Origin of the sequence: Bacillus cereus group sp. N8, assembly GCF_016483685.1 — a bacterium.
GTDB classification, from domain to species: Bacteria; Bacillota; Bacilli; order Bacillales; family Bacillaceae_G; genus Bacillus_A; species Bacillus_A proteolyticus.
In genome coordinates this window covers 350,606-374,040 of record NZ_JAEHBK010000002.1, presented here as the reverse complement: position 1 = coordinate 374,040, position 23,435 = coordinate 350,606, and the positions used below count along the sequence as shown (strand labels likewise).

Genomic DNA, 23,435 nt, shown 5'->3' with positions numbered 1-23,435 from the left:
GATTTGAAAGGGAAATATTTAATGGGTTTATGTGTTATTTTACTCGCGTCGTGTGGTCAAGCCGAGCAAAAGAAAGAATCGAAACAAGTAGAGGAGACAGTGAATGAAGTGAAAGAACCATTACAAGTAACTGTTATACAAAAAGGTACAGAAGAAAAAAAATTAAAGAAAATGGATGCGGAGTTAGTGGTAGATATTATAAACAAAGCAGAAAAACAAGAAGTAACAGGTAGCTTTGGTGAACCAGAATATGAAATACAAATTAGTAGAGATGGGAAAATAGAAACGTATTATGCATGGTTAAGAGGAGAGGATCGACGGGGATGGGTGCAATATAAAAAAGCTATGTATATGATGAATGAAAAAGATACGGAAAAACTTTTGGCTATATTTCCAAAGATTCCAGAACAAAAAGAAGATGAGATGCAGGTAGGGCCTTTAACGGAAATAACGAAAAAAGATTTGCAGATTACCGCGTTCCATATTAAAGCGGGTGATCAAAAAATGAATTATACAGTACGTTATACGATTTCACAATCACTATATAATAAGTTAGCGAAGGAACAAGAATATTATTTGCAATTGATTTTCCCGGAAAAGGTTCAAAAATTTATCGGAGCAAAAGAAAGTGAAATAATTGCAGCAGAAAAAGTAAAGGAAGGGTATAAACAGTATGAATTGAATGTTACTGTTCCGATAAAAGATGCTTCAGAATCACAATTAAAATCACTGGAAGCCTATTATGATAATTACGATTTGCAAATATTAAATAGTAAGAAAGAAAAAGTAGGAGCATTTCAAAACATTATTCAAATTGTTAAAGATTATGGTGAAAAAATGAACTTACAAAGATAAAGTGAAACTTTAATCAGTGGGGGATCCATCCCCTACTGATTATTAGCCTATACCAATCGGGCGTTTACGGGATAAATGTGAATCGTAAAGTCTATACAGATTTTCCTAGGAAATGATAAGAGAGGGGAAAGAATCCCCTCTCTATTACTTTGCTTTTGCAGATGGCTCATTCATTGATTTTCGTGTAATAAGAAAAGAAATCATAAGAGCGGAAAGAATGATAAGAGCAATAAATAAGTGATTTGGCAACAAATCTAATAATAATACGTAGCTAACGGTATAAAAAATAAGAGTTGAAGCTAAAAAAGATAGAGCGCCTATCATAAGGGATTGTAATTTCATTTGTAATACCTCCTTTCATTTATATTTTTGGCTAAAAATGGATGTAATAAACATTATTTCTAACAATAGAAAAAAATATGTCATAATAAAGACAAGAATAGGTTTTGGTGAGTGTAAATGACTCAGTAAAGTGAGATAAAGGAGAGGAATATGAAAAAAAATAAAAAAGGGTTATGGGGAATTATCGTTGCAATAGGGTTATTTTTACTGTCTAAGTTAAAGTGGGTATTTGCCATTTTTAAGTTAGCAAAATTCTCAACAGTATTTAGTATGTTCTTATCGCTTGGGGCATACGCGGTTATATATGGATGGAAATTTGGGGTAGCGCTCGTTTATTTGTTGTTTGTTCATGAAATGGGTCATTTATGGGCCGCGAAAAGAAAAGGGATACCAACATCGCCGGCGATCTTTATTCCATTTATGGGAGCTCTTATTGGCATGAAAGAAATGCCGAAAAATGCAAAAGATGAAGCTTACATCGCCTTTATGGGGCCTCTTTTCGGCTTGCTTTCATTTTTACCGGCTATTCCACTATATATAATAACGAAAGAGCCATTTTGGGCGCTTATTATTTTGCTTGGAAGTATGATTAATTTCTTTAACTTAATTCCAGTTTCTCCGTTAGATGGTGGAAGAATAATTTCAGTTGTAAGTACGAAAATTTGGGGAGCAGGGCTAGTTGTACTACTTGGCTATTCTATTTACTTCAAAAGTATTTTAGGTGGATTTATTGTTATTATCGGTTGTATGGAATTGTATAGAGTAATAAAGAGAGATGAACCGATTAAGGAATTAGGATATAAAATCGATGGAATGAAAGAATATGTTGCTAGGCTTGAAGAGGAATTAAAAGAAACTGGTGCGGTGCATCGCACTATTTATATGATTCATCATGAGATGAATGTATTAAGACAAAGAGAGCGTGAGAAAGAATTAAAAACAGGAGAAATTCAAAAAATCGAAGTGCTAGAATACCTTTTACCAAAGTTTGAGCCGCTTGATTATGTCCCATATGAAGATGAAAAAGATGAGTATACAATTCATATAAGAGAAGCATTTGAAGTGTCGGAAAGAAAATTAAATGAATGGGAAATAGAAAAGGAACAACAAGAAAATTATTATAAAGTTGATACGAAAACAAAATGGACAGTTTTTGCTTGTTATATCGGATTAATGGCTATACTCGGTTATACAGCTTATGAAGGTTATATTGTTTTACAAGAGCATTTACCAAAGAGAAGTTTGTAGAAAAATAGTGTCGAAATGACAAGAAGGATTTAGACAGGAATTACATTTCTGCGAGAGAATGTTACAAGTGTAACAGTACATTGTAATATTCATAGTAGAAAAGGAGTTCTGTATATGAAGAAATTGTTAAGTGTATTGGTAACTATTACTGTAATGGCAATAGCGAGCTATAGTCTTACGAAAGTACTACTGTATTATGCGAATAAGTCTGCTGGAGTAAATACAGTAGCACAAATAGAAGATGTGCAAGAGAAGAAGAAGACACTCGAGTTTGTTCGTACGACGCATGAAAGTTATAATAATTTCTTGAACTATGGTAAGGCAGAGGAATACACAGATGGGGATTGGAAACATTTTAAACAATGGTTTCAAGAGCAAGAACCTTCTTTAAAAAATATACATAAAGAAATAAAAAATGAAAAAATAAAACGTGATGTGAATAGAAGTTATGAAATTGTAAAAAAAGGTGTGGAGCTTCATAATATTGAGTATGTAGTCTATGCTCATCGCGTATATCATGACTTGGATATAATTGTAAATAAATATAAAGGTGAAACGAATGTGTGGGGGTATACCGAGTTTGGAGATGGGCAGAATATACAAGTAATTGAACAAGCGATACAAACGAAGTAGTAGGCTAGCTAGAATTCTAGTTAGTTTTTTTTTGAGCACTATTAATGATGGCTAATTAAAATTTACTTAATATGTGCATTGTTCATATATTTTTCACAAAAACACCATGCCAATAGTGATTAAAATCACAATATGTATTATACAATTCAGTTAAACTAAAATCAGTTAAAGAAATAGAGGAGTGGGATACAATGTTAAGTGCAAAAACAATTGAAATCGTAAAATCAACAGTACCGTTATTACAGGAAAAAGGCGTTGAAATTACAACGAGATTTTATCAAATTTTATTTTCGGAACATCCGGAGTTATTGAATATTTTCAACCATACGAATCAGAAAAAGGGAAGACAACAACAAGCATTAGCAAATGCGGTTTATGCAGCTGCAATGTACATTGATAATTTAGAGGCTATTATTCCAGTTGTAAAACAAATAGGTCATAAGCATAGAAGTTTAGGTATTAAAGCAGAGCATTATCCAATAGTAGGTACATGCTTACTACGAGCGATTAAAGAGGTCGCAGGCGCACCAGACGAAGTTTTAAATGCATGGGGAGAAGCGTATGGCGTCATTGCTGATGCATTCATTAGCATTGAAGCGGATATGTATGAAGAAGCTGCACATAAAGAAGGTGGATGGAAAGATTTCCGCAACTTTGTGATTGTTAAAAAGGTGAAGGAAAGTGACGTTATTACATCATTTTATTTAAAACCTGAAGATGGCGGGAAAGTTTCATCATTCATCCCAGGGCAATATGTAACGATTCAAATAAATATTGAAGGTGAAACATATACGCATAATCGTCAATATAGCCTATCTGATGCTCCTGGAAAAGAATACTATCGCATTAGTGTAAAGAAAGAAAAAGGTGTAGATACACCAGATGGTAAAGTATCTAATTACTTACATGATCATGTAGGAGAAGGAGATGTCTTACCAGTAAGTGCACCAGCGGGAGATTTCGTGTTAAATATGGAGTCAACATTACCTGTTGTATTAATTAGTGGTGGAGTAGGTATTACACCGATGATGAGTATGTTAAATACGCTAATCGAACAAGAATCAAAGCGTAATGTATGCTTTGTTCATGCGGCGATAAATAGTAATACACATGCGATGAAAGAGCATGTTGAGACAGTAGAAAAAGAGTATGAACAAGTGAAAGCATATACTTGCTATTCTTCACCGACAGAGCAAGATGTGGAAATGAAGAATTTTGACAAAGAAGGATTCATTGAACGTGGATGGTTACAAACTATTATTCCAACAATTGAAGCAGAATTTTATTTCTGTGGCCCAGTACCATTTATGAAGCATATAAATGCTGCATTAATTGATTTGGGTGTTAAACAAGAGAACATTCATTATGAATTTTTCGGTCCCGCAGCAAGCTTACAATAGATTAACGTTGCTAAGCAAAAAACGAGGTATTATTTTACCTCGTTTTTTGCTTGTTCTCTTAATAAGCGATTTACTGTTTCGCGGCGTACACCTATGAGTTGACCAATTTCAGTTTGTGTTAATATTTCATAAATAGGAATGTCACCTAAATATAAGGTGAACCACTCTTGTAAACGATGAAGGCGCTCTTTAGGAGAGACAGTTGTCAATTGATCGATACGCTGTTGCATCATTCTTAATTTCGATTGTAATTGCGTAGCGATATTTTCATACGATGCAGGATTTTCCTGAAGTTGATTGTACCATTCATTGCTAATTATAGGCTCAACTTCTGTTTTCATTAAAGCGATAGCTGTACCGTGATATTCCTTCGGTGAAATTAAAGAATGGTGAGGTATCGTTTCACCAGGAACGATAATATTAAATAAAAATGGTGTTCCGTCTGCTTCTAACCGAATAACTTTTAATAAACCTGTTTTTATAAAATATAATGGACCGTCCTCACCTTGACGGAATAATACATCTCCCTTATGTAGAATCAATGTTAGCCCCCCATTAAAACATTTCTATTTCTTATATTTTAGCGTATATGTATCAAGACAATATGCTTTTTAAACAGCAATTTCATTGACGAAATGTATGCTATTACAGTAGTATACTATTTAGTGTGTAATAGTACTAGCAATGAATACGCTGTAGGGGGTTTAGTATATTGTTAGATGCGATGAAGATGACGGATATGAGAATTCCGGCGAATGCTATCATTCATGTAGAAGAGATGAAAGGTGGAGTCGTTTTATCCGTTGAAATAGACGGCCAAATTATTTATACGATGGCTTATGATGAAGAAACAGATAGTTATGCTGAATTATATGATCGAAATGATAAGAGGGCGTGCCAAGTACATGAAGACTTTATGGGATGGTCACTTCTTCACTAAAAAGATGTCAATATGACATCTTTTTTTATTGAATCGATAGATTATACAAAGAAATGAAATATAAGGATAAAATTTGTAATAAATGATTTTGCATTGTTAGCACTTTGTAACTGCATGAGACCTGTTTTTTCGCTATCATAAAGATAACAGTCGTAGCTATAGGAGTGATCAACTTGAAGAAAGTACATATTTCAAATTTTATGCTATTAAGTGTTTGTTTAGTTTTATTTGTTCTCCTAGGAGCCTTTTTATATTCATGTGTATAAGAAAAAACGCATTCTAGAAAGAACGCGTTATAAAAATGAAGTAATGATTAATCTAGTTCCAAGAATAATTAATGTGATACGTAATAAATTAATTACGGCATTACCGCTTAATTTTGTGTTAATATAAGCCCCGATTTTTCCGCCAATCCATGCACCAGGAATCAAAATTAATGCATAGATCCAGCTAACATTTCCAAGGGAGATGTGAGTTGCAGAACTTACAATTGCTGATAAAAATACGATAAACATCGAAGTTGCTACAGCAATGTGTGCTGGGAACGCAAAAAGGAGCATCATCGCTGGCACAAGTAAGGCGCCACCACCGATTCCGAATAATCCGGATATAAATCCAACTATAAAGGCGATAAAGATAGCGAGAAATGGTGGGAATTGATAGTCTACAGTATTTCCTTCTTTATCTGTAAAAGATCGTTTAATTACAGTCATATTTGATAGGGAAAGAGGTTTCAATTTGTCCCGTAACATAAGAAGAATGGAGACGAATATAAGAAAAATCCCAAAGTATAAAGAAAATGTATCTTGGTTTAAAAATTTGTTTGCCCATGACCCGATAATACCACCAGGGCCACTCCCGATAAATAAAATAAGTCCACTTTTATAATCTACCCGTTTATGTTTCATGTATGTAAGGGTAGAAGACAGCCCTGTAAAAACGACTGTTACCATAGAAGTTCCTACTGCGAGTTGTGGTGATAAACTGTGTAATCCAATTAATAACGGAACGATAATAATTCCGCCCCCAAGCCCTACTAGGCTCCCGACTGTCCCGGCGATTAATCCGATGAAAAGTAACATGATGTATTCCAAAATTGCCAACTCCTCTATATAACTTATCCAACAATCATTATACACGCTTTTTAATAAGAAATAGACTTGTTCACAAAAAAGTCGTCTTCCTAGAAAAATAAGGAAGACGACTTTTGATTAAAAGATTAAGTGTAATAAGTAGTAAAATAACGCAGCTAAAGAAGCTGAAATAGGAAGTGTAATTACCCATGTAATTAACATGCGTTTTGCAGTTCCCCATTTTACACCTTTCACACGATGTGAAGCACCAACTCCTAAAATAGAAGAAGAGATAACGTGCGTTGTACTAACCGGTAAGTGAATGAATGTTGCACCGAAAATAACAAGTGATGATGATAAATCGGCAGCTACACCATTTACAGGACGAATTTTCATAATTTGTCCACCGACAGTTTTAATAATTTTCCACCCACCGACAGAAGTACCAAGCCCCATTGCAGTTGCACAAGCTAATTGTACCCAGAAAGGGATGTCGTCAGAAGTATGATAGTTATTGGCCATAAGAGCCATCGTAATGATTCCCATTGCTTTTTGTGCATCATTCGTACCGTGTGTAAAAGCCTGTAATGCTGCAGTGAAGATCTGGAATATACGGAAGTTTTTGTTCGTTTTCGTTAAGTTAAAGTTTTTAAAGACGACTTTAAAAATACTATATACGATATAACCAATAACAAAAGCGATAATCGGTGAAATGATTAAAGCTTCAAGAATTTTTATAAACCCTTTATAGTTTAATGCGTTAACACCAGCAGCAGCAATTGCTGCACCAGCGATTGCGCCAATGATTGCATGCGAAGAACTACTTGGAATACCATAGTACCAAGTGATTAAATTCCAAGCTATTGCCGCAAGCAAAGCAGCTAAAATTACAAGAGAACCATTAGGTAAAGCAAATGGGTCAACGATATCTTTTGTAATAGTTTTTGCTACACCTGTAAATGTCATCGCACCTAAAAAGTTCATAAGAGCTGCCATAATAATTGCATGTCTAGGCTTTAGAGCTTTCGTTGAAACAGCCGTTGCAATAGCGTTTGCTGTATCGTGAAATCCATTGATAAAGTCAAAAGCTAAAGCGCAAATGACTACTAAAACGGTCAGTATCAAGAGTGTATCCATGATCAAACTCCTTACGCGTTCTTCATAATGATTGTTTCTAATACGTTTGCAACGCTTTGACAGCTATCAGCTACTTCTTCAAGCTCTTCGTAAATCTCTTTAAATTGAATAATTTTAATCGGATCTTTCTCACGAGAGAATAAGTGCTTAATCGCATGACGGCGAATATCATCACATTGTGATTCGTAATCCTTAATCTTAATCGCATTTGTACGAATATCGACTAATTTCTTTTTAGACAGTAATTCAACAGAGTTTGCAATTTCAATCGCACATTGATTAATTGCTTCTACGAATTTAATCATGTATTCATCAGCTTCTGTAATAGAATACATTTCGAATAGACCAGCACTATGATCTAATCCGTCTAATACATCATCCATACTCATTGCAAGCTGTAGGATGTCTTCACGTTCAATAGGAGTAATAAACGCTTTGTTTAGCTCCATAATGATTTCGTGAATAAATGAGTCACCTTTTGACTCATACTCTTTCATGCGCATAGAAAACTCTTTTAAATCGCTAGCATTTTTAATTTTATACTCCACGAAAAACTGCGCGCCTTCTTTTAAATTTTCGGAAACATTCATTAGCATTTCAGAAAATTTATCTTTTTTTGATTTAAAGACCATTATTAGTTACCCCCACAAAAGTAATATATGTAAAATATATTGGCTAGTCAATTCTAACAAAAAACTGTCGTTTTTTAAAACATTTTATCGAAAAGTTTACAAAAACTTAACATAACTCACATTGTTGCATTAATAATATTAATACTAATGGTGAATATCTTACTTGTAGAATGTCCTTTTCTTGTAAAAAGTATGAATGTGAAAGAAAAGCTTTACACTATAGGAAAGACTACGTTATTATAATAAATTTAAAAGGAGGTATATTCTTCCTTTTAAAAAGAAGCGTGTAAACAAACGAAGGAAGTGAACGAATGAAATTGAAGAACACTCACTTAAAAAAAACGCTTGAGTGGTTCAATCAGAGGAAAAAACTACGCAATTCATTAATTGTATTGGGAAGTTTGCTCGTTACTCTATTTATTGCTGTAAATATAATAATTTCCATTCAAGATATATCTGAATTAAAACAAGCTGTACCACAACCGACTTTAATTTATGATGCAAATAATGAAGTTGCGACTAAATTAGCTTCTTCTAAAACAGAAGGGGTCAAAAGGAAAGATATTCCTGATATTATGGTTCAAGCAATTGTTGCAGTAGAAGATAAGGAATTTTTTAGTCATCATGGCATTTACTATAGTGGAATCATAAGCGCTGTATTTAAGAACATTACAGCTGGTGAAGTTGTGGCTGGTGGTAGTACAATTACACAACAACTTGCAAAAAATGTATTTTTAACACAAGATCGCACATACTCACGTAAAATAAAGGAATATTTTTTAACAAAAAAAATAGAGCGTACTTATTCAAAAGATGAAATTATAGAAATGTATATGAATCAAATTTATTTTGGTGAAGGTGCTTGGGGGATAAAAAGAGCAGCCAAATCTTATTTTGATAAAGATGTAAAAGACTTAACAATTTCAGAAGCTGCAACGATTGCAGGATTAATTAAAGCGCCATCTGCGTATTCGCCGTATAAAAACTTTAATAAATCCATTGAAAGACGTAATGTCGTATTAAGTTTAATGAAGGAACAAGGATATATTTCTGAAGAACAATATAATCAGGAGAAAGAATCAGGTCTTGTATTACGACGTGGTGTTGACGATAAATATAAGGGAAAATACTCTCAATACGTAGATTATATTGTTAGAGAAGCGATGGACAAGTATGAATTAACACAAAATGAAATTTTAGCAGGTGGTTATCGTATTTATACGGAACTTGACCCGAAAAAACAACAAGCGGTTGAAGATGTTGTGAATAATGATAGTTATTTTAAAGATAGTGGTTCAGATCAGCTTATGCAAACTGGAGTGGTCCTTATGAATCCCAAAACTGGCGGTGTTCCAGCTTTAGTTGGAGGTAGAGGTCCATATCAATTTTTACAGTTTAATCATGCGACACAATTAAAAAGGCAGCCCGGTTCAACGTTAAAGCCTCTTGCAGTGTATGTACCAGCGTTAGAGCAAGGATATGAAGTATACGATGTTTTAAAAGATGAACCATTTAATATTAAAGAATATGCACCACAAAATAGTGATCATACGTTCCATGGCAATGTGACAATGTATGAAGCAGTGGCAAAGTCATATAATGTTTCAGCAGTTTGGCTATTAGAGCAAATTGGATTAGATAAAGGATTGAAATCTTTAGAGCGGTTTGGTATTCCATTAGAGCCTGAAGATCGTACGTATCCGATTGCTTTAGGAGGTATGCATGTAGGGACTTCTCCATTTGTAATGGCTCAAGCGTATAGCACATTGGCAAATGATGGTGTCCAAGTAGAAGCTCATGCTATTAGAGAAATCCAAAATGCTGAAGGGGAAACAATTGGAAAATGGTATAAGAAAGAAACTCGTGTGACGAACGAGAAAGTTGCCCAAAAGATGACATACTTATTAAAAGGTGTTATTGAAAGGGGAACGGGTGAAAAAGCGAAAGTTAATAATATCGATACCGCAGGCAAAACGGGGACTACCCAGCTTGTAAATGGACCAAGCACTGGTGCGAAGGATTCGTGGTTTGTTGGATACACACCGGATTTAGTAGGTGCGATTTGGGTAGGGTATGATAAAACAGATAGTGAGCATTATGTGCCAGGAGGCAGCCAGATTACAACGACAATGTTCCGGGACATTATGAAGAAAGCGAATGGAAATCCAGCTCAAAAGGCATTTCAGTTATCACTAATACCTGAGGCGGATTATACAAAGCAATTAAAAATGATTGAGGAAGAAAAACGAAGGAAAGAAGAAGAGGAAAAACGAAAAGAAGAGGAACAACAAAGAAAAAAAGAGCAACAAGAGTGGTTTGACAAAGTGAAAGAGTGGATTCCATCATTTTGGTAAAAGAAAGAGGCGAATAACGAAATTCGCCTCTTTTTCGTATGGAAAATAAAGTGAAACTTTAATCGGTGGAAATCTTTGCATACCTTTACTAGTTATTAGTACATATCAATTGGGATAAATGATATTACTCGTTAAGTATAATATTCGTACTGCCAAAGGATTGAGAATCGTATGTGACGATTACGGTACCTTTACTAATAGGTTCGTAAGGTAATTCTTCTTCATAATTACCATTATTTTTATTGTGAATAGAAAGTGTGATTTCATCAATTTCTTTATTTGTATATTGATCTTTAATCGTTTCAGCAATTTGAAGTAGCGCTTCGTAACTAGAAGCTTCTGTAATAAGCATTCCTTTTATAACCTTTTTTTCATTTTGTGTGGAAGAGGAATACGGGATGTCGTTTTGTTTTGTATACAGAAGTTCGTATGGAACTGTTTTTCTTTCTGCTTTTGAAATGTTTGAATATTTTAGAGTTAAAAGAAATCCTATACATAAAATTATGCATACCATAAGAACAAACCAAAAACGTGTCAGTGATATAATTCTCATTATCATCCCTCTTTCATGTCTTTGTCTTCACTATTTATCATACAAAAAGAGAATTAAGCTAAAGTAAATTTGAAGTAAAGAAACGTAAAGAAGGAGTACTTATCCTCCAAAATAAGTACTCCTTTTTATTAAAAGAGAGATTTAACATACAATCAAAATAATACAAATTACTATAAACCAAATATTCTTGGTCTTTCAAAAATAAGATAAAAACTAAAAGTTAGTAAATTCGGAAGACTGATAGTGTAGCTGTTGTGTCACCAGTGTTAGGAATAGAAATAGTATTAGCTGTAGGTTGTACAGCGATTGTTGTACCAGCTTGTAAAGTAACGATTGCAGAGAAAGAAACAGCACTACCGATAACGTTAGTTGAAAAATTGCGAGTAGGTGGTTGACCGTTGAATGAAATACCGAACCCGAATGGTGAAGAACCCGGGAAGGTTGTAGATGCTGAGAAACTAATATCGTATACTCCTGTTTCTAGAATAGTTAAAGTATCTGAAGTGTCGTTAAAAGTTATATTATTTATTTCAAAAACTTGATTGAATTGGATGTTTGTTCCAGGAGATATAGTTTGTGCATTGGAGTTTCCTATTGCTGCTATAGTTACAGGGATTGGTGTGCCCGCCGGTCCAGTAGCACCGGTAGCACCAGCAGGTCCTTGAGCACCTTGAGCGCCAGTAGCACCAGCAGGTCCTTGAGGTCCAGTAGGTCCAGTAGGTCCTATTGTTCCTCCACCAAGGCAACCTGATCCATATTGAACTAGGATAGCTTGAATTTCTGTAATAAGCTTAACTAGTTTATCGATAGTACAGCAATCGATTTTGAATAACTTAGTAATATACAATAAATAATTAAGCAAACTTTGTAGCTCAACGTACAATGCTCCGCATGAGAAAGGTGAGGACTTTAGGATAGTTAATAAGTTAGCAATAATAGAACTACCAATTTTTTCTTGTGCAGGTGATAAATCTAAGCAACTGAGGAATTTTTGAAGATTATTCAGGAGAGCAATTAGTTTATCGATGTTTTCTTGAGAAGGATTTTGAAATACAGCTTGAATACTATGACCAAGAGCTTGAAGAAGTCTAGCATACTCTTTTAGTTCTGCCTTAGAGATGTTAATATAACTGCAAGCTCTTACTTCGCAACAATCATTACCATAAAATACTTTCCCTTTCTTTTATAGAATAAATAGTCGTTACTATATAATAAAATGAAAACTAAACTGAATTCGTGAGGGACAAACTACTATTTCAAAAAAATAAGAAGTTTACCTATATTGTGAAAACAAAGAACAATGAAGAGATAGAGAAAGATTTATATGAGTTAAAAAAGAATAGGCTAGAATAAAAAAACTGCACGCAAATTGTTAAATAATATCTAACAATTTGCGTGCAGTTCGTGGAACAGCACAACCTTTTTAATGATTAATTCGTTCATAGTTCGCTTTAGGTAAAATTGGAATAGAAATAGTGAAAGTTGTACCGTTTTGATTACTAGACATTTTTAATGTACCGTTATGATTTTGAATAATTTTCTTCGTTACTGACAAGCCCAGTCCTGTTCCTGAATCTTTTGTTGAGAAGAATGGATCAAAGATATATTCTTGAATAGCTGGAGGAACCCCAGTTCCGTTATCTGTGAAAGTAATCCGAACAAAGTTATCTAGGCGATAACTAGAGATTTGAATGGAAAGAGGTCTTTCGCCTCGAGCATCGATAGCATTTTGAAATAAATTTAAAAAAACTTGCACGAGTTCATGGCGATCAATATTGACGAGTACACCATCTAATTCAGTAGAAAAATCATAGTCAATAGAAATGTTGTGCAAAAAAACTTCACTAGCAAGTAGTTGTTGAATATATTCGCGTAAAAACGTATTGATCGGAAAAGGTTCTCTAGTAAATTCACGCGTTTTTGAAATGGCTAAAAATTTTGTGATAATACTATTTGCACGATCTAGTTCAGGAATGAGTAGACTTTTAAACAATTCTTTATTGGATGGAGAAACGCTATCTTGTAGAAATTGCAAGTATCCACGTACCGTTGTAAGAGGATTTCGTACTTCATGTGCAATCCCAGCAGCAATTCGACCAGCTAGAGAAAACTTTTCGGCATCACGTTCTGTATTTAAATAATGAAATACACTAATAACTTGGAAAATCTCTCCATTATAATCACGAATAATGCGGTTGTTTACGATGCCGTAGTTTTTGTCCAATACTTCTTCATTATATATTTCGGTTCCCGTTTTTAACGTTTCAATAGCTTTAATTTGTTCTTCAGGTAAGTTTAATAACTGTTGAATTGGTTTCCCAATTATAGAATTTCGTATGACACCAAAATCATCTGCAGCAGCTTGATTACATAATGTAATGTTACCTTTATTATCAATAAAAGTGACGTGATGCGAAAATGCATCGAAAATATGAACAAAATATTTTTCGAGTTGTTCAAATAAAAATAGTGAATCGCAAGTAAGCTGAAAGGTAGGCTCTTTATCTTTTTGTTGTATGGGTTGAATAGAATGAGATGTTCTCGTTTTTTTTATTTGCAAACCAATATGTGGATTTTTATATGTGAAATGATGTGGTAATTGATTTACAAGCTCTTCATATAACCGCACTTTATTTTCTAACTCTTTTATTCGATTTTCATGAGATAAAATAATATCGTCTTGAAGCATAAATAAATAACCCCTCAATTTAAAAATTCTTCCATCTAGTATATCATATTTTTATATAGATACTCTTAAAGAAAGAGCTACTTTGTGAAATTGGTCGGATGGTATTTTTGTGAAGTAATATAGAATGAGTGTAGGCTGAAGTTGAGAAGGGAGGAATTCGTTTGCTTTTTATTGGAGTAACGGGATGGGGAGATCATGATTCTTTATATGTAAATCCCTATGAAAATAGAAATAAATTGCGAACTTATAGTGAACATTTTCCCATTGTGGAAGTAGATAGTTCATTTTATGCGATACAACCTGCGCGGAATTATACAAAATGGGCGATGGAAACGCCGAAAGATTTTTCTTTTATAGTAAAAGCCTATCAAGGAATGACAGGACATATGAAAGGGGAAATCCCTTTTTCTACGTTCGATGAGATGTTTGATGTGTATAAACAATCCATTCTTCCTTTAATAGAAGCGAATAAATTAAAAATGATTTTATTTCAATATCCACCATGGTTTGATTGTAAAGTGAAAAATGTAGATTTACTTCGATACACGAAAGAAAAAATGGAAGATTTACCATGCGCAATAGAATTTCGAAATCAAACATGGTTTTATCCAGAAATGAGAGATAAGACGTTACAGTTTTTAGAAAAAGAAAAATGGATTCATACAATTTGTGATGAGCCTCAGGCAGGAATAGGATCAGTACCGCTTGTATTAGAGGCAACAAACTCGGACATGGCGTTAATACGTTTTCATGGCCGAAATGTTCATGGTTGGCTGGATAAAGGAGAAAATTGGAGAGCGGTTCGCTGTTTATATCGTTATAATAGTAAAGAGTTGGCGGAATGGGTAGAACGATTAGAGCGATTGAAAAAAAAGACGAAGGATATATTTGTTTTGTTTAATAATAATTCAGGTGGAGATGCCGCGGATAATGCAAAACAATTGATGGAAATGTTGAATATTACATATGGTGAACCGAAACCGGAGCAATTAAATTTATTTGAATAAATACAAACAAGAAAAGCACTGCACAAACAGGGGGAATGTACAGTGCTTTTCTATATGAAAAAGAGGGGTAACAATGTTACTGAGCGTTTGGTTGATTCATCAATTGTTGGCTTCGTAATAAATGATAATGGTTATCATTATCATAGTCAATAGTTTTTCGGAAAATAAATAAAAAACTTTTGATATTTTGAAAATAAATAAAAAAAGAACAGCGATTACTGCTGTTCTTTTCCATTGACGAATTGTTGTAAATCAAAAGGAGTTATCGCTTGGATAAATTCCTTTGAGATAAGCGTTTGAACAAGAGTGCTTTCAGAAATGGTAGCACCTGTTTTCTTTTCATAAGATTTCTTTAATAAATCAAGTTTTTCAGCCGTTTCTTTCGGTAATTCAATTGTTAATGTGTTCATAATTTCTCCCCCTTACTATTAGAGTACCACTACAGTATAGGAGAGACAAGGAAAGAGAATATGAAATATAAAAAAGGTTACCAGATTTATAAATGGTAACCTTTTTTATGTATAAGAGTTATTAAGCAATACCGATATACTTTAAAGTTTTTGATGGAGTACTGTGGTCAAAGAAGTGTTGTAAAAATGCGATATCAACACCTGATTTGTATGCACAATAGCCCCAAGTTTTTCGAAGTGTATGTGAGCTAATCCCTTCTAATCCAACTTCTTTTGCAGCTTTGTTTAAAATGTACCATGCATGTTGTCTCGTAATAGACTTTGTCCCTTTTTGAGACTTTAATAATGGTTCATTGCGTTTCCAAGTTTTACGTTCTTTCATGTAGTCTTCGATTGCGTGCTGTAAGTCTTCATTTACAGCAAACCATTTATGTTTTTTTACTTTTTCATTGTAAAATAAAATGGAATGGCGAACATTTTCATTTTCATCGATTACATCACTGACTCTTAATTGTAAAATTTCACTTACTTTTAAGCCAGAATTTACAGCTAATACGAATAATAAGCCATCACGTTTCGAAGATTGTAAAAGTATATTTTTGATAGTTTCTAATTGTTTTTCGTTTTGAATAGGTTGTCCTGCTTGTTTCATTTCACGCACTCTCCTCTTTTATGTGTGTAAAGGAAAGGATTAACTTGTTTCTAACTATAAAGGGAGAGTGTGAATTTCATGTGAACTCCTAGTGAAATTAAGACAAATTATTTGACTTCTTTTACTTTTTGTAAATTAAAATAAAATACAACGCTATTAGTAGTATTATACACACCGTATTCGGCGTGATGGAGATCTAAAATGTTTTTCACAATAGATAACCCAAGACCAGTACCTCCAGTATGACGGCTACGAGAAGCGTCTAAACGGTAGAAGCGATCCCAAATCTTTTCAAGGCTTTCTTCTGGAATAGGATTACCTGTGTTTTCGATTTCAATTTTCACATTATCTTCCGTTTCTACAACAGAGACGTGTATTCTTTCTCCATCTGGAGTGTATCGAATTGCATTGCTAAGTAAGTTTACAACTACTTGCTCAATACGGCTACGATTTGCTTTAACAAATAGAGAAGAGTCAGCATGTATGTCCACTTGTAAATGTTTTTCTTCCATGCTAAATAATAATTTTGTATAGATTTGTTGAATTAATTCACCGATTGAGAATGTCGACATTTCTAGTTTGTACGTACCAGATTCAAGTTTTGCTAATTCTAACATTTCAACAATAAGCCTGTTCATATTATCTGTTTCTTCCAAAATAACATTTGTATAATATGTCGTATCTTTACTTACGCCATCTTGAATACCTTCAGCGAAGCTACGAATAACACTAAGTGGTGTTTTTAATTCATGAGATACACCAGAAATGAATTCTTTTCTCGTTTTTTCTAATTGACGTTCGCGTTCAATATCTTGTTGTAATTTTGTATTGGCAACATTTAATCGGTCGATTCGATCTTTTAAATTTACAGAGAGTGTATTAATACTACCTGATAACCCACCAATTTCATCGTCTGCTGTAACAGGTAACTTCTCGCTAAAATCAAAGTTGGCCATTTTTTTTGTAACGCGATTTATCTTAATTAATGGTTTAACAATGATTTTTGAGTAGTAGAAGGATAACAAAATAATAACGAGAAACACGATAATTAAGGCATAGACATAATAATCTTTTAAAACGAGCATCGCTTCATTAACGGGTTGTAAAGATGCTATCGCAAAAGCGTACTCCTTAATTTCTCCGTTTTCCATAATAGGCTTTACAAAGACACTGTTTTTTATATTTTCCCCACTATCTAAAATATACGTGTTTAATTGATTTGAATTAGAAGCACCTTGCCTAATAGTTCTTGCAAAATATTGAACAGCTTGTAATGTTTCAAAATCCTTTGCAAGACGAACCTCAGTCTTGGAAGGAAGCTGTAATTTAGATATTACCCCAGTAAAATCGATTGGAGAACCAGTATCATTATATCGATTTTTAAGTTTATTTTTAGATGGATTACCACTAATAGATTGAAAATCTGAATTGAATTGTTCATTTTCCCATCTAGTATTATTAGTTATTAATTCTAGAGGTGTTATCATATTATTCGGTTGGAGTAGTCCGTCTACATAAATTATTCCATCTTTTTTTAATCCTAAGTTTGCGAATTTATTATATTCTTCTGGTGTTAAAAGATTGTTAAGGGGGATGGAATAGGTTTTATTATTGTTAGGGTTAATCACATCAATGTAAAAACTGTTTTCACTTTTAATAATTCCGTTAGAATCTAAAAATTGGATTTCGGCATTTGTTTTATCATGAAATTCTTGTTTTAATTTTCTAGTGTCCTCAAAGTCTTGAGCGCTTTTTTCGTAATTATCTACGAATTTTTCAAAAGCCGTTTGAACGGTTTTTACTTTCTTATTAATATAAAACTTCTCTAAAAATAGAGATTGTCCAAGGAAAAAAAGGAGAAATATGATTGTAAATAAAGTTGATGTTAATAAAAATAGTTTAAAGACGATGCTTCTGTTCTTCACTGTTTCACCTCGTATGAAAAATACTGTAATATAAATGATTTCTTAATTATAACAAAGGTTATCAAAAAAATAGAGGGGAGAAATCTGTCTCTCTCTAAAGTAGTTTTTTATAGAAAGTCACATAAAGAGAAGATGCAGTGACTGTCGAAGTATTGTAGCATAAAAAAGAACTCGCCAGACGTATGACGAGTTCTTTAGTGTACTATTGCTGAATTGCTGCATCTAAAGCGATTTCAATCATTTCGTTAAATGTAGTTTGACGCTCTTCAGATGTTGTTTCTTCACCAGTGAAGATGTGGTCGCTTACTGTTAATACGGATAATGCATTTACACCATATTTAGCTGCTAATGTGTAAAGAGCAGTCGTCTCCATCTCTACTGCTAATACACCGTAATCTCCAAGTTTTTTAACCATGTCCATGCTCTCACGATAAAATACATCTGCTGTTAATACGTTACCAACACGAACGTGTAATCCTTTTTCTGTTCCAGCATCGTAAGCTTTCTTTAAAAGATCAAAGTTTGCAGCAGGAGCAAAATCAAAACCTGGGAATGTTAAGCGGTTCATATTAGAATCTGTACAAGCCGTCATAGCAATAATAACGTCACGTACCTTAACATCTTTTTGAATTGCACCACATGTTCCAACACGAATTAAATTTTTCACGCCGTAGCTTTGAATTAATTCGTTTACATAAATAGAAATAGAAGGAACACCCATACCTGTACCTTGAACAGATACACGCTTTCCTTTATAAGTTCCAGTGAAACCTAACATGCCACGTACGTTGTTATAGCAAGTAACGTCCTCTAAAAATGTTTCAGCAATATATTTTGCACGTAATGGATCACCAGGTAATAGAATAGATTCAGCGATTTCGCCTTGTTTTGCTTCGATATGTACACTCATGAAAAGTCCTCCTTATTATGTATTGATAGAAATCAATATCATTTGCATTATACACTACGAATCCTGTCAATCAAAACCTTTTTAATATTTGTAATGTGTACAAAATAGGAGGATTTCATGAATCATCACCTAGAATATATATAAGAAGTTTTGCATGAATAGAGACAATAAAAATGGTAGGTGATATTTTGAAAAATCTTGTCATTGGGCTTATTGCACTAGTACTTATTGTGGCAGGAGGATTTTACATAAAAAAATATCAAGAAACTGTAGAAACGACCGGAGATGTTCAAGAAGTGAAATGGGATGTGAAAAATAAAAAGGGAAATGAAAAAGCAGATATTTCGTTTCAATTGCTAAATAAAATGAATAATGAAGTTCGTGGTGTGAACGATCAAATTCGAGCGGTGATAGTGGATGGGAATTTGAAAAACATACAACAAACGAAGCCTATATTTGCTGGAAATGGATCGTATAAGCTATCTTCAGATGTAGCAAAAGGTGAAGAGTACACGATATTTTTGTATGAAGATGAAAACAAGTCCGTGGAATCATTTTCTAAGAAAGATTTTGGTGAAGAAAAAAAGGAGAAAAACAAGGACAAGAATAAAAAGAAACTACCTGTCGATACTGTACTTACAAAAAATATAGGAGAGCATCAAGTGTCTCTTTTATTTGGTGCATTACATCCGAATGAGGCAACGACATTAACATTTCAGTTTCAAGCGAAAAAGGGAGAAAAGCTGAAATTAAATTCAGGAAGAGGAGAAGTCAACGCTCTTTATATCGTTGATGAGACGAGGGAGCATTTTTTATACGCGATTCCTGTTGATATGGATGAACAATTACAATATAGAATTACATTTCCTGAAGAAGGAACATATAAAATATGGGGAGATTTCTATATAAATGGTAAGAAGTATACAAAAGAGTTTAGTATACAAGTGCAAAAACGAAAAAACAGCTAAGTACTTAGCTGTTTTTTCGTTTTCCTATTAATTTTGTTACAGCGAGCATTGTAATTGGTAAAGAATGATTCTTTCGAAATGCTAAATATTTTCCACTCCATGCAGGTTTGTATTTTTCTTTGAAATGTCGTAAACCGCTGAAGCTATATGTGTAACGAACGTTATTAAATATTGCAGCGGCAACTCGTTCAGACCAGAACGATTGCGTTGATAAACCGACATTTGAGAGTGGTGCCATACCAATATTAAAGGAATGGTACTCATTTTCTTTTGCCCAGTGGAATAAGTGGATAAAAATTGCATCCATGATGCCGCTAGGAGCGTCTGGATAATAACGCATTAAATCAACAGATAATATGCCACTTTGATATACTGGCATAAAGGTTGTAAAGGCAATTATTTTTCCTTCTGCATCAGATAAAGTAGCGATAGGGGCACGGCTAATATACTCACGATCGAAGTACCCAAGTGAAAATCCTTTTTCTTTTTTTCCGCCAAGCCAAGCATCAGACACTTTCTTTAATTCCTCGTATAATTCGTCTGAGAATGGTGGCTCATGAATAGAGAATGTATAACCTTCTCGTTCAAAACGGTTGAAAGTAGCTCGCATACCAGCACGTTTTTTCCCTGTTATTGTAAACGTATTTAAATCAACGACAGCCTCTTCGCCAAGTTTAAAGAAGTTATAGCCGAAATCGTGGTATAAGCTCATCCATTTACTTTCAATTTGATAAAATACGCAAATATACCCAAATCGATCAGCTTCAGCTAAAAATTCTTGCAACACAGTACGGTAGGAGGATGGATCACCAATTGGATCACCAAGTACAACAAGACGTTTTCCAGTAATTGAAAAGAGAAGAAGTGCTTTTCCATCACTACTAAAGAAGAACTGTTTATCTCCTAAAAAACCTAAATGACTAAGTACATTCCCGCCATGTTCCTCTAAGAAGTTTTCTAACCTTTTATCATTGGCTGGTTGCCCGGGAAATTCACTACGGTAACGATTGGCAATTAGTGAACCGATAAGTAAAAAAGTAGGAACGAAAAAAGCGGCTGCTAATGCACTTCGTTTAACCTGTGTAATATTTCGAACGACAAAATCGGGTTGGAATGCTTCTTTTGCGCCTGCAAATAAAATGCCTAAGTTTTTATATAAATATAACGTAAGCAATAAGAAGATAAATACTTTTACGATATCAGAAAGAGAGACTTCCATTTTCTCGCGTACAAATCTTTTACGAAGCATATATAACACAGCAAGTACGATTAATAAAATAAAGGTTTCTTCAATATCAATTCCTTTTAGGGTATTAAAGATCGCTGCTCCAATTAAAGAAACAATCGTCATATAGTAAGAACGCTTTGTTCCGTAATATATTCCTCGCGAAAGAATCAGGAGGAGAATACCGAATGTTAATGATAAGCTAAAAGAAAATTGGATAAGGTGCTTGGGAGCTAGAATATGTAAGGCGTGAGCTCGGTTAATACTAGTTGGTAAAATTGTTGATAAAATAACCATCAAGCCAGCGAACACTGTTAAAGCGGCGGATGCCCATGAACCTAATTTCCCTAAAAAATCACGTTGTAAAGTCCAAATTACACCAGTTGTTTCTAATGCAGGTGCAATAAATGGTTTATCTTCAATTTTTTTAATGGCTGCTCCTGTCATTTCAAAGGCTGCAAAAATGAGACCAAGGCAGAATGGTAAGATGTAATAGACAAGGCGATATAATAACATAGCAGGTAGTAATACACCTGTATCAATGCCGTATTGTCCGAGTCCAGTTAAGAAAACAAGATCAAATGAACCAAGGCCACCAGGGACAAGACTTACGACACCAGCTAAAGCTGCAATTACATAAACACCTAAAAACTTTTGAAATTCAATATCAATTCCAAACAATATTAAAATGACGTACATAACGATACCAGCAGATACCCACTCAACTAATGAAACTAATGAATATAAAACAGTTGGATTTTTCTCTTCTTCTTCATCCTCTTGTCCGTCTAGCTGTTTTGTTTTTCTATTTTTAATTTTAGAAAATCCAATATATATAGGAACGAAAAGAGCAAAGAAGATAAGAACAGGCCATAACCACGGTTTTTCATGCAGAATAAAACTAGTGTCTAATATTCCAATAAGGCCGAGGAATGAAAGAATGGCTAATCCGTTAATAAACGCGGTTGTCATCCAAGCGATGCTTTTAATAAGTTTTCCATTATCTTTTATATGCGGACGATATAACATTGTACGTACACCGGCACCAACAAGACCACCAAAACCGATAAATCCATTTAAAGTGTTTGCAATCCATGAGATGCGGAAAATCTTTTGTACAGGTATATCGGCTTTTAAGTAACGAAGCATAACAAAGTCATAAAAGAACATTGTTGAAACGGCAAATGCACCGAGTGTAATCGCTAAAAATACTCCACCAGTTGGAATGTTTTTAATTGTTTCAATCGCTTCTAAAAAAGAAATGCCTGCTAATTCTTTTTTAGCTTGAAAGAAAACAATTGTTAAGACAACAAATGGGAAGAGTATTTTCCCGATTTGTAAGAAACGTTTCCATGAAAACGACATAAATACAACTCTCCTTGTGTAAGAAAACTGAGACAATAATATTATTATGACAAACTTCAAGAAAAATAAAAAGGTAAATTCCTGTATAGGGAAGCTATTTTTTATATAGGTTATATTTAAAAGAATATTTCGTTTATCGGAAAATTGGGTTAAAATAAGGTGAAAGAAGGAAGAGAGGGGAAGTAGATGGTTATAATAGGTTATGCAGGATATGAGTTAGAAAAAGCAAAACCGAATACATCAGAAGATTTTTTTAATAGATCTGAAGTGACATATGTATTAAATAATCAAGAGAAAACCTTTTCTGTCTTATATGTTCGATATTTTGAAGAAATTTTACAAGAAATTACCCCTTTTGAAGGAAATCCAGTTTATAAAGTAGAAGAACAAGACGTATATTTACGAGATATTGTAGCAATCGCTTGTTTAGTGAACAATAAAGAGCTACGCGCGCAGAAGCGCTTGTATCTCAATGAAGTAACAGACTTTCAACGATACTTTGACGAAGGAACAGTGGTGAAAGTACAAGAAATATTAGCTGAATTACATAAAAATAAAAGAGTGGAAATAGCGTAAAACGGCAAAGGAGAGAGAAGCCATGTCTAATTTGATGGTTGAAAATCAAACAGAACAAGTTTCTATATTTTTAGAAGATGTCATTTCCTTAATAACTAATTATGTAAATTATCATACATTACCTTCTTTATTGGAAGAAACACCAACAGGAAACGAGCAATATTATAAAGGGATATTAGGGTCAATAAGGAGACTTCTTGTTTTTTGTGAAGAAGGACTTGATGCATGTTTTGTTTTGCTGAATAGCCAGCCATTTCGAAAGACAGCAGCTGAAAAAGTTTTATATAAGATTTATCATCAAGTAATTGCAGAGTTTTTTTCACCAAAGAATGATCATTGGTATGAAAATAGTCGTTCCGCTTATACAGGGAAAAATTCTATTGTTTTTCAGCAAACACCACCTGGATCTATAGAACGAATGATGAAGGATTTAGAAGGGAAATTTCAATTGATGCGTGAAGAACTAGAATATTATGAGACAGATTATCAAACAAAAATGTTGCACAAATATTGATTAAGGAAAAGAAGCTAAGGACACTTA

General features: G+C 33.8%; 22 protein-coding genes and 1 pseudogene. 10 read left to right on the top strand and 13 right to left on the bottom strand.

Translation table 11 applies throughout. The features are described 5' to 3' along the window. Nucleotides 1-3 precede the first annotated feature (3 nt). On the top strand, nucleotides 4-855 hold the full coding sequence (locus JDS80_RS06005; RefSeq protein ID WP_199637445.1) for a YhfM domain-containing protein: 852 nt from the start codon (nucleotides 4-6) through the stop codon (nucleotides 853-855). A gap of 144 nt (nucleotides 856-999) precedes the next feature. Here JDS80_RS06005 and JDS80_RS06000 read toward each other — a convergent pair whose 3' ends face one another. Then, on the bottom strand, nucleotides 1,000-1,197 hold the full coding sequence (locus JDS80_RS06000; protein WP_000776285.1) for a hypothetical protein: 198 nt from the start codon (nucleotides 1,195-1,197) through the stop codon (nucleotides 1,000-1,002). 150 nt (nucleotides 1,198-1,347) lie between these two features. Between JDS80_RS06000 and JDS80_RS05995 the strand changes: the two genes are divergently transcribed. From JDS80_RS05995 to hmpA, 3 genes are all read left to right on the top strand, one after another. Continuing rightward, the gene (locus JDS80_RS05995; protein WP_199637443.1) at nucleotides 1,348-2,445 is read left to right on the top strand and encodes a site-2 protease family protein; all 1,098 of its coding nucleotides are present in this window, start codon (nucleotides 1,348-1,350) and stop codon (nucleotides 2,443-2,445) included. 114 nt (nucleotides 2,446-2,559) lie between these two features. Beyond that, nucleotides 2,560-3,078, top strand: a complete 519-nt coding sequence (locus JDS80_RS05990; RefSeq protein WP_199637441.1) for a hypothetical protein — start codon at nucleotides 2,560-2,562, stop codon at nucleotides 3,076-3,078. A 191-nt stretch (nucleotides 3,079-3,269) separates the two neighbouring features. Beyond that, the gene (gene hmpA, locus JDS80_RS05985; protein WP_071744858.1) at nucleotides 3,270-4,478 is read left to right on the top strand and encodes an NO-inducible flavohemoprotein; all 1,209 of its coding nucleotides are present in this window, start codon (nucleotides 3,270-3,272) and stop codon (nucleotides 4,476-4,478) included. 29 nt (nucleotides 4,479-4,507) lie between these two features. On the opposite strand, the gene JDS80_RS05980 is transcribed toward hmpA, so the two are convergent. Then, nucleotides 4,508-5,020, bottom strand: coding sequence for a Crp/Fnr family transcriptional regulator (locus tag JDS80_RS05980; RefSeq protein ID WP_199637439.1), 513 nt, complete (start codon nucleotides 5,018-5,020; stop codon nucleotides 4,508-4,510). A 170-nt stretch (nucleotides 5,021-5,190) separates the two neighbouring features. Here JDS80_RS05980 and JDS80_RS05975 point away from each other — a divergent pair, with 170 nt between their 5' ends. Continuing rightward, nucleotides 5,191-5,418 carry a hypothetical protein gene (locus JDS80_RS05975; RefSeq protein ID WP_000883004.1) on the top strand — a complete coding sequence of 76 codons (228 nt, stop codon included), beginning with the start codon at nucleotides 5,191-5,193 and terminating at the stop codon, nucleotides 5,416-5,418. A gap of 293 nt (nucleotides 5,419-5,711) precedes the next feature. On the opposite strand, the gene JDS80_RS05970 is transcribed toward JDS80_RS05975, so the two are convergent. The 3 genes from JDS80_RS05970 to JDS80_RS05960 all read right to left on the bottom strand — a co-directional run bounded on the left by JDS80_RS05970 (nucleotide 5,712) and on the right by JDS80_RS05960 (nucleotide 8,260). Further along, a complete protein-coding gene (locus JDS80_RS05970) occupies nucleotides 5,712-6,512 on the bottom strand; it encodes a sulfite exporter TauE/SafE family protein (protein ID WP_071744861.1) in 801 nt (266 codons plus the stop codon). Nucleotides 6,513-6,629: 117 nt separating this feature from the next. After that, complete coding sequence (locus JDS80_RS05965; RefSeq protein WP_071744862.1) at nucleotides 6,630-7,628, bottom strand: inorganic phosphate transporter; 999 nt, start codon at nucleotides 7,626-7,628, stop codon at nucleotides 6,630-6,632. A gap of 11 nt (nucleotides 7,629-7,639) precedes the next feature. Further along, nucleotides 7,640-8,260 (bottom strand): DUF47 domain-containing protein, encoded by a 621-nt coding sequence (locus JDS80_RS05960; protein WP_000231445.1) that lies wholly within the window; start codon nucleotides 8,258-8,260, stop codon nucleotides 7,640-7,642. Between the two features lie 311 nt (nucleotides 8,261-8,571). Here JDS80_RS05960 and JDS80_RS05955 point away from each other — a divergent pair, with 311 nt between their 5' ends. Further along, on the top strand, nucleotides 8,572-10,614 hold the full coding sequence (locus JDS80_RS05955) for a transglycosylase domain-containing protein (protein WP_071744863.1): 2,043 nt from the start codon (nucleotides 8,572-8,574) through the stop codon (nucleotides 10,612-10,614). Nucleotides 10,615-10,738: 124 nt separating this feature from the next. Here the strand turns inward: JDS80_RS05955 and JDS80_RS05950 are convergent, their stop codons facing one another. From JDS80_RS05950 to JDS80_RS05940, 3 genes and pseudogenes are all read right to left on the bottom strand, one after another. Continuing rightward, nucleotides 10,739-11,167, bottom strand: a complete 429-nt coding sequence (locus tag JDS80_RS05950) for a hypothetical protein (RefSeq protein ID WP_001220309.1) — start codon at nucleotides 11,165-11,167, stop codon at nucleotides 10,739-10,741. Between the two features lie 220 nt (nucleotides 11,168-11,387). Further along, a pseudogene (locus JDS80_RS05945) lies at nucleotides 11,388-12,347 on the bottom strand (Gly-Xaa-Xaa repeat protein); the annotation flags it as partial. Nucleotides 12,348-12,590: 243 nt separating this feature from the next. Then, on the bottom strand, nucleotides 12,591-13,856 hold the full coding sequence (locus JDS80_RS05940; protein ID WP_199637438.1) for a PAS domain-containing sensor histidine kinase: 1,266 nt from the start codon (nucleotides 13,854-13,856) through the stop codon (nucleotides 12,591-12,593). A 161-nt stretch (nucleotides 13,857-14,017) separates the two neighbouring features. Here JDS80_RS05940 and JDS80_RS05935 point away from each other — a divergent pair, with 161 nt between their 5' ends. Beyond that, complete coding sequence (locus JDS80_RS05935) at nucleotides 14,018-14,863, top strand: DUF72 domain-containing protein (RefSeq protein WP_071770163.1); 846 nt, start codon at nucleotides 14,018-14,020, stop codon at nucleotides 14,861-14,863. 215 nt (nucleotides 14,864-15,078) lie between these two features. On the opposite strand, the gene JDS80_RS05930 is transcribed toward JDS80_RS05935, so the two are convergent. The 4 genes from JDS80_RS05930 to deoD form a co-directional block, all read right to left on the bottom strand. Beyond that, nucleotides 15,079-15,273, bottom strand: a complete 195-nt coding sequence (locus JDS80_RS05930) for a DUF3924 family protein (RefSeq protein ID WP_002149425.1) — start codon at nucleotides 15,271-15,273, stop codon at nucleotides 15,079-15,081. 121 nt (nucleotides 15,274-15,394) lie between these two features. Continuing rightward, nucleotides 15,395-15,925, bottom strand: coding sequence for a tyrosine-type recombinase/integrase (locus tag JDS80_RS05925; RefSeq protein WP_071744867.1), 531 nt, complete (start codon nucleotides 15,923-15,925; stop codon nucleotides 15,395-15,397). A gap of 107 nt (nucleotides 15,926-16,032) precedes the next feature. After that, nucleotides 16,033-17,850: a sensor histidine kinase gene (locus JDS80_RS05920; RefSeq protein WP_071770162.1), complete on the bottom strand. Its 1,818-nt coding sequence runs from the start codon at nucleotides 17,848-17,850 to the stop codon at nucleotides 16,033-16,035. 202 nt (nucleotides 17,851-18,052) lie between these two features. After that, nucleotides 18,053-18,760 carry a purine-nucleoside phosphorylase gene (deoD, locus tag JDS80_RS05915; RefSeq protein ID WP_000110707.1) on the bottom strand — a complete coding sequence of 236 codons (708 nt, stop codon included), beginning with the start codon at nucleotides 18,758-18,760 and terminating at the stop codon, nucleotides 18,053-18,055. A 173-nt stretch (nucleotides 18,761-18,933) separates the two neighbouring features. On the opposite strand from deoD, the gene JDS80_RS05910 reads away from it, so the two are divergent. Continuing rightward, nucleotides 18,934-19,728 carry a hypothetical protein gene (locus JDS80_RS05910; protein ID WP_071744869.1) on the top strand — a complete coding sequence of 265 codons (795 nt, stop codon included), beginning with the start codon at nucleotides 18,934-18,936 and terminating at the stop codon, nucleotides 19,726-19,728. Between the two features lie 4 nt (nucleotides 19,729-19,732). Here JDS80_RS05910 and mprF read toward each other — a convergent pair whose 3' ends face one another. After that, entirely contained in the window at nucleotides 19,733-22,318 is a 2,586-nt protein-coding gene (gene mprF / locus JDS80_RS05905) for a bifunctional lysylphosphatidylglycerol flippase/synthetase MprF (RefSeq protein WP_199637437.1), read from the bottom strand. Nucleotides 22,319-22,504: 186 nt separating this feature from the next. On the opposite strand from mprF, the gene JDS80_RS05900 reads away from it, so the two are divergent. Continuing rightward, nucleotides 22,505-22,894, top strand: a complete 390-nt coding sequence (locus JDS80_RS05900) for a hypothetical protein (RefSeq protein WP_071744871.1) — start codon at nucleotides 22,505-22,507, stop codon at nucleotides 22,892-22,894. Nucleotides 22,895-22,916: 22 nt separating this feature from the next. Beyond that, nucleotides 22,917-23,408 (top strand): YpuI family protein, encoded by a 492-nt coding sequence (locus JDS80_RS05895; protein ID WP_000067564.1) that lies wholly within the window; start codon nucleotides 22,917-22,919, stop codon nucleotides 23,406-23,408. The last annotated feature ends 27 nt before the right edge of the window (nucleotides 23,409-23,435 follow it).